This window comes from Pseudomonas batumici (assembly GCF_000820515.1).
GTDB lineage: Bacteria > Pseudomonadota > Gammaproteobacteria > Pseudomonadales > Pseudomonadaceae > Aquipseudomonas > Aquipseudomonas batumici.
In genome coordinates, this window is the sequence record NZ_JXDG01000112.1 from 56,739 (window position 1) to 63,576 (window position 6,838).

Annotated in this window: 6 protein-coding genes; 3 read left to right on the plus strand and 3 right to left on the minus strand. The window is 65.1% G+C overall.

Annotated features, from left to right (window positions below; all coding sequences use genetic code 11):
• Positions 1-103: 103 nt before the first annotated feature.
• Entirely contained in the window at positions 104-994 is an 891-nt protein-coding gene (locus tag UCMB321_RS28910; RefSeq protein ID WP_040071985.1) for a LysR family transcriptional regulator, read from the minus strand.
• 125 nt (positions 995-1,119) lie between these two features.
• On the opposite strand from UCMB321_RS28910, the gene UCMB321_RS28915 reads away from it, so the two are divergent.
• On the plus strand, positions 1,120-1,860 hold the full coding sequence (locus UCMB321_RS28915) for an SDR family oxidoreductase (RefSeq protein WP_040071986.1): 741 nt from the start codon (positions 1,120-1,122) through the stop codon (positions 1,858-1,860).
• 260 nt (positions 1,861-2,120) lie between these two features.
• Complete coding sequence (locus UCMB321_RS28920) at positions 2,121-2,378, plus strand: hypothetical protein (protein WP_040071987.1); 258 nt, start codon at positions 2,121-2,123, stop codon at positions 2,376-2,378.
• Positions 2,379-2,387: 9 nt separating this feature from the next.
• Here UCMB321_RS28920 and betT read toward each other — a convergent pair whose 3' ends face one another.
• On the minus strand, positions 2,388-4,343 hold the full coding sequence (gene betT, locus UCMB321_RS28925) for a choline BCCT transporter BetT (RefSeq protein ID WP_209437220.1): 1,956 nt from the start codon (positions 4,341-4,343) through the stop codon (positions 2,388-2,390).
• 216 nt (positions 4,344-4,559) lie between these two features.
• Positions 4,560-5,489 carry a serine O-acetyltransferase EpsC gene (gene epsC / locus UCMB321_RS28930; protein ID WP_040071989.1) on the minus strand — a complete coding sequence of 310 codons (930 nt, stop codon included), beginning with the start codon at positions 5,487-5,489 and terminating at the stop codon, positions 4,560-4,562.
• A gap of 190 nt (positions 5,490-5,679) precedes the next feature.
• Here epsC and UCMB321_RS28935 point away from each other — a divergent pair, with 190 nt between their 5' ends.
• Positions 5,680-6,672, plus strand: coding sequence for a D-cysteine desulfhydrase (locus UCMB321_RS28935; protein ID WP_040071990.1), 993 nt, complete (start codon positions 5,680-5,682; stop codon positions 6,670-6,672).
• Positions 6,673-6,838: the final 166 nt, after the last annotated feature.

Genomic DNA, 6,838 nt, shown 5'->3' on the forward strand with positions numbered 1-6,838 from the left:
CGAATCCTCTCTCGGTGGGCAGTTTCAGCGAAGTGGTCCAGCATACGCCGAACTCGGACCCGCGCCGACAGCGCTTCTATCCGTGGCTGAAACCTTTCATGTTCTACATCGCCTTGGCAAAAATCTCGCTGATCCAGTCCACGAATACCCGCACCCTCGGCGACATATGGCGGTTCTGCGGATAGAGTACCGACACCGGCATCGGCGGTGGTGGGTGGTTCGGCAGGACTTCCTTGAGCAAGCCCTGCGCGATCTGCTCCGCCACCCGGTAATGCGGCACCTGGATCAGCCCCAGTCCGGAGACGGCCGAGGCGACATAGATCTCGGCGCCGAATACCGACACCCGGCCCGCCAGGGGCACTTCGAGCAGCTCGCCCGCCTCGCTGAACTCGAACGGGAATACTTTGCCGGTGGCCCTTGAAACGTAGTTGACGCCCTGATGCCGGCTCAGGTCCGCGAGGCACTGCGGCTCGCCATGTCTGCGCAGGTACGCCGGGCTGGCGCAGGTCGTCTGGCGCAAATTGGCGACCCGGCGACCGACCAGCGAGGAGTCACCGAGATTGCCTGAACGCAACACGCAATCCACGCCTTCGGCGATCAGGTCGATAAACTGGCTGGCCTCGCTCATCGACACCTCGATATCCGGGTAGCGTTCGAGAAACTGCGGCAGCGCCGGGATCACGAAATACCTGGCCAGCGCCCCCTGCAAGTCCACCCGCAACCGGCCCTTGGGCGCCACCGAGCGAAACGCCAGCTCGGCCTCTTCCAGCTCCGCCAGCAACTGCACGCAGCGCGGGTAATAGGCCTCGCCGTCGAGGGTCGGCCGGACGCGGCGGGTGCTGCGCTCCAGCAGCCGGGTGCCGAGCCAGGCCTCGAACTGATTCAGGGTGTGGGTCAGGGTCGCGCGGGGCAGGTTCAGGTCTTCGGCGGCCAGGGTGAAGCTGCTGCGCTCATAGATCCGGACGAATACCTTCATGGCCTTGACCTGGTCCATGGGCGCTCCGTTGAGGTTGATTGTTGGCGATTATTGAACAGTCAAGCCAACTATCGTGCATTTATCACCTTGGGTAAACCTGTGAGATTGGCGCCACACCCAACCCACACCCCAGGAGATTCGACATGACCCACCAGAACCGGAAAGTGGCCATCGTCACCGGCGCTTCACGCGGCATCGGCGCGGTTATCGCCCGCCAGCTGGCTGCGCAAGGCTTTGCCGTCGCGATCAACTACGCCAGCAGTGCCACCGAGGCTTCGGCGCTGGTGGTGGAGCTGCGCCAGGCCGGCCACCAGGCCATAGCGATCAAGGCCGATGTCGCCCGTTCCGCCGATGTCGCCCGGCTGTTCGATGAGACCGAGCAGCAACTGGGCAAGGTCGACGTGCTGGTCAACAACGCCGGCGTGCTCAAGGTCCTGCCCCTGGCCCAGCACAGCGACGAACTGTTCGAGCAGACCTTCGCCATCAACACCCGCGGCACCTTCAACACCCTGCGCGAAGCCGCTACCCGGCTGAATGACGGCGGCCGCATCGTCAACTTCTCCAGCAGCACCGTGGCCCTGAACCTGCCCGGCTACGCGGTGTACATCGCCAGCAAGGCGGCGGTGGAATCGCTCACCCAGGTGTTCGCCAAGGAACTGCGCGGTCGGCGGATCACCGTCAATGCCGTGGCTCCCGGCCCGGTGGCGACGGACTTGTTCCTGCACGGCAAGAGCGAAGAGCAGATCCAGACCTTCGCCAGGATGCCGCCGCTGGAGCGTCTCGGCCAGCCGCAAGACATCGCCGACGTGGTGTCCTTCCTGGTGAGCCCGGCCGCCGCCTGGGTCAACGGCCAGGTCCTGCGCGCCAACGGTGGCCTGGTCTGACGCCTGGATGTTCCGGTGAGTCGGGCTGGTGGATCTGTTACAGGTCGGCGCCGTTGAGGGGCCGGGTTTCGATCTACAGTGTTAGTGAGGGATGAGAGGACGTCCGTCAGTCAAGCTTGGCATACCCACCTGTGGGAGCCGGCTTGCTGGCGATAGCGGTCCATCGGGTGATGCAAGGCTCCCTGGCCTCATCGCCAGCAAGCCGGCGCCTACAAATCGGTATTGGGGCTAACAGACAGCACCGCCCTGGAGGACACACCATGCACACCGCCATCATCCTCGCCATCGGCCTGATCCTGCTCGGCGGCACGCTGTTCTTCGGCCAGCGCCTGGGCATCGGCCGGCAGATCCTCGGCGTCGGCTTTCTCGGCATGTGGTTGCTGGCGACGATCGTCAACGGCGCCATCGGGGTGATCACCGCCCACCAGAGCGTCCTTTCGGAATTGATGACCGGGTTGGCGGTGTTCGGTCTGCCGGCCATCGCCATGGCCTTGTTCATGGTGCTGGACAAGGCCTGAGGCGGCGTCTCAACGCACCAGGTGCAGGAACTGCATGTGCCGTTCGTACTGGTCGAGGATGTCGTTGATGATCTGCTCCTTGCTGTAGCCCATCAGGTCATAGTCCTGGCTGCCTTCGCGCAGGTGCACCTCGGCGCGGTGGTAGCGACGGTTTCTCAGCGCCCTGGGGCCCATGCCGCCGCGGGCGAAGGACGGCGTGAAGTAGCCGCGCATCTGCACCTGGTAGATGAACGGGTGCTGGTCGCCATGGCCGATTTCCAGGCTGACGTTGTCATTGGCCGGGTCCGGCTGCGTCACCACGTTCAGGCCCTTCTCGACGAACCCCGCGCTGACGTCCTCGATGGCCGGACGCACCGTCTGGTCGAGGAACCGGTAGACCTCGTCCCGCGACGGGAAGTGCACCGCCTGGCCCAGGCGCTGGCGCCAACCGCTGCGCCGCGAGTGGGACACCGGCGCCAGTGAGTGCAGCCGGGCGATCTGCTTCTGCGACTCCAGGTAGAACGCCTTGTGCAGTCCCCACATCATCAGCAGCAGGATCAGCGAGAACGGCAGCGAGGTCAGCACCACCGCCGACTTCAGCGCATCGATGCTGCCGGAGAACAGCAGGGCGCTGGTGATCAGTGCGGTCATCGCGCCCCAGAACACCCGCAGCCACTTCGGCCCGTCTTCGTCGGCACTGCCGCCACGGGCGGACAAGGTCGAGAGCACCACGGTGCCGGAGTCGGCCGAGGTGACGAAGAACACAAAGCTGATGAACACCGTGACGGCGATCACCGTCTTGCTCCAGGGGTAGGTTTCCAGCAGCAGGTACAGCGTCCGTGACGGATCCTCGAGGGCCGACTGGCCGAGGGCGGTCATGCCGTGGTTGAGCACCTGGTCGATGGCGCTGTTACCGAAGATCGACATCCACGCCAGGGTGAAGCCCAGCGGGATCAGCAGCACGCCGAAGACGAACTCGCGAAGGGTCCGGCCGCGGGAGATCCGCGCGATGAACAGGCCGACGAACGGCGCCCAGGCGATCCACCAGGCCCAGTAGAACACTGTCCAGCCGCCCAGCCAGTCGCTGGGCTTGTCATAGGCGTAGAGGTCGAAACTCTTGGTCGGCAGCGCGCCGAGGTAGTCGCCCAGATTCTGGATCAGGGTATTGAGCAGGTGCTGGGTCGGCCCGGCGAACAGCACGAACAGCAGCAGCGCGCAGGCCAGCAGCATGTTGATATCGGACATCACCCGCACGCCCTTGTCGACGCCGGTGACCGCGACGGCGATGGCCGCGCCCATCATCAGGCTGATCAGCCCGACCTGGACCCACTGGGTGTGGGGCACGTTGAACAGGTAGTCCAGGCCCGAGTTGAGGTGCAGGACGCCAAAGCCCATGTCGGCGCCGAGGCCGAACACCGTGGCGATGATGCCGAAGCCGTCCACGGCATAGCCGATGGGCCCGTTGATGCGCTTGCCGATCAGCGGATAGAGCGCCGAGCGCAGGGCCAGCGGCAGGTTGTGCCGGTAGGCGAAGTAGGCCAGGGCCATGCCGACGAAGGCGAACACCCCCCAGCCGTGCAGGCCCCAGTGCAGAAACAGGATCTGCATGGCCTGGCGCGCGGCGGCCGGGGTCCCGGCCTCGCCCTGGGGCGGTTGCAGCAGGTGGGTCAGGGGTTCGGAGACGCAGAAGAAGAACAGGGTGATGCTGATCCCGGCGGCGAACAGCATGCCGGCCCAGGACAGATAGCTGAACTCGGGTTCGTCGTGGTCGGCACCGAGCTTGATCTTGCCGTAGCCGGACAAGGCGGTGACCACCACGAAGACCAGGTACAGGGTCATCGCCAGCAGGTAATACCAGCCGACCGTATTGGCCGCCCAGTTCTGTGCCGCCAGCAGCCATTGGCCGGCGGCTTCGGGCAGGGCGATGACCAGCAGGCCGAACAGCAGGATGAAGGTGGCGGCGAAGTAGAACACCGGTGGGTTCATGCGGACCAGGCCGCTGGTGGGGAGGGCTGAAGTGCTCATGAGACGGGCACCTCAAGGGTATGAAGCGTGGCTGGGCATCTCGGACTCAGCAAAGGCAAGCCTCCTGTTGTGAGCGGGCGGCGGGCCGCCGGTTTAACTTGATCGAACGGTCAAGTTAAACACGGATGTGGTCTGTAGGACTAATCGCAGGGCTTGGCGGTGCGACTTTGTGGCGAGCTAGCGCTGCGTTCCGTCCTCATGCTGCTGCAGGTTGGCCTGGGTCAGGTTGCAGCCGGCCGGCACGCTGCGGGTCAGCCAGACGTTGCCGCCGATGGTGGCGCCGCGGCCGATGGTGATGCGGCCGAGGATGGTCGCCCCGGCGTAGATCACCACGTCGTCCTCGACGATGGGGTGACGCGGATGACCCTTCTGCAACTGGCCGTCCTCATCCGCCGGGAAGCGCTTGGCGCCCAGGGTCACCGCCTGGTAGATCCGCACCCGCTCGCCGATGATGGCGGTTTCGCCGATCACCACGCCGGTACCATGGTCGATAAAGAAACTGCGGCCGATCTGCGCCCCGGGGTGAATGTCGATCCCGGTGGCCGAGTGGGCGATTTCCGAACTGATCCGCGCCAGCAACGGCAACCCGGCCCGGTACAGGTGATGGGCCAGGCGATGATGGATCACCGCGAGAATCCCCGGGTAGCACAACAGCACTTCATCGACGCTGCGTGCCGCCGGGTCGCCGTGGTAGGCCGCCAGCACGTCGGTGTCGAGCATCCGGCGTAATTCCGGCAGGGCCATGGCGAAGTCCTGGATCAGTTGCACGGCCTTGGCCTGGACCTCGCTGTCCGACTCGCCGCCGTGCCGCGCCACATAGCGCAGTTCCAGCCGCGCCTGGGCCAGCAGGGCATTGAGGGCGGCGTCCAGGGTGTGGCCGACGTAGAAATCTTCGCTTTCCTCACGCAGGTCCACCGGCCCCAGGCGCATGGGAAACAGCGCGCCGCAGAGTGACTCGAGGATCTCGGCCATGGCCTGGCGTGACGGTAGTTCACGGCCGCCCTGTTCGTCGCTGACCCGGCCGTTACGGCTGCGCCACTCATCCCGGGCGCTGCGCAGCTGGCTGACGATGGTCTGTAGTTGCCAATGGCTGGAACGCTCGCTCACGATCAAATCTCCGGCTGGACGACCGGCCTATCGGGTCGCCTGAATGACTTCCACTTTACGGCACCGACACAAACGGCAATTAAGAACGAATGGTGCTTTATTCAGAACTTTTCGGCATAAGCGAATGACAGTTGCCTGGCGAAAAGCCGCTGCCTATAGTCCTGGCATCTCCCACAGTCAGCTTGGCCCCATGATCAAACAACAGCTTGCCCGTTTTACCCGTCTGGAACTCCTGGCCCAGGCCACCCCCCTGGAAAAGCTCGAACGCCTGTCGGCGTGGGTCGGCCGCGATATCTACATCAAGCGCGATGACCTGACCCCCCTGGCCCTGGGCGGCAACAAGCTGCGCAAGCTGGAATACCTGGGGGCCGATGCCCTGGCGGTCGGCGCCGATACGCTGATCACCGCCGGTGCCATCCAGTCCAACCATGTGCGCCAGACGGCGGCCCTGGCGGCCCGTCTCGGACTGGGCTGCGTGGCCCTGCTGGAGAATCCCATCGGTACCGAGGACGCCAACTACCTGGGCAACGGCAACCGCTTGTTGCTGGACCTGTTCGGCGCCCGGGTCGAGTTGGTAGACAACCTGGACAATGCCGACGAGCAGTTGCAGGCCCTGGCCGAGCGCCTGCGTGGCAACGGCAAGAAGCCGTACCTGGTGCCGATCGGCGGTTCCAACGCCCTGGGCGCGCTGGGTTATGTACGGGCCGGATTCGAACTGGCGGCGCAGATCGAGGACAGCGGGCTGGAATTTGCCGCGGTGGTGCTGGCCTCCGGCAGCGCCGGGACCCACAGCGGCCTGGGCCTGGCCTTGAGCGAAGCGCTGCCGCGGTTGCCGGTGGTCGGGGTGACGGTGTCCCGTAGCGACGAGGCGCAGCGTCCGAAGGTGCAGGGCCTGGCCGAGCGCACGGCCGAGTTGCTGGGGGTGTCGGTACCGGCCAGCTTCAAGGTCGAATTGTGGGACGAGTATTTCGCACCGCGTTATGGCGAGCCGAACGCCGGGACACTGGCGGCGGTCAAGCTGCTGGCCAGCCAGGAAGGCATCCTGCTCGACCCGGTCTACACCGGCAAGGCCATGGCCGGGCTGCTCGATGGCATCGCTCTCCAGCGTTTCGAGGACGGCCCGATCATCTTCCTCCATACCGGTGGCGCTCCGGCATTGTTTGCCTACGAGGCTATGCTGTAACCCGACCTTGATCGCAAGGCGAGCGCGGACCCTGTAGGAGCTGGCTTGCCAGCGATGAGGCCCGCAAGCCTTGCAGCGATCATTCGGCCGCCATCGCCGGCAAGCCAGCTCCTTGTATCTCGACTAACGCCTCGTCAGAGGCGATAGTTCTCGACTGATCATCGAG

What these genes read in the sequence shown, in the direction of transcription:
- UCMB321_RS28915 (WP_040071986.1), top strand. Translation starts at nt 1,120, where the DNA reads ATGACCCACCAGAACCGGAAAGTGGCCATCGTCACCGGCGCTTCACGC.
- betT (WP_209437220.1), bottom strand. Translation starts at nt 4,343, where the DNA reads ATGAACCCACCGGTGTTCTACTTCGCCGCCACCTTCATCCTGCTGTTC.
- UCMB321_RS28920 (WP_040071987.1), top strand. Translation starts at nt 2,121, where the DNA reads ATGCACACCGCCATCATCCTCGCCATCGGCCTGATCCTGCTCGGCGGC.
- UCMB321_RS28935 (WP_040071990.1), top strand. Translation starts at nt 5,680, where the DNA reads ATGATCAAACAACAGCTTGCCCGTTTTACCCGTCTGGAACTCCTGGCC.
- UCMB321_RS28910 (WP_040071985.1), bottom strand. Translation starts at nt 994, where the DNA reads ATGGACCAGGTCAAGGCCATGAAGGTATTCGTCCGGATCTATGAGCGC.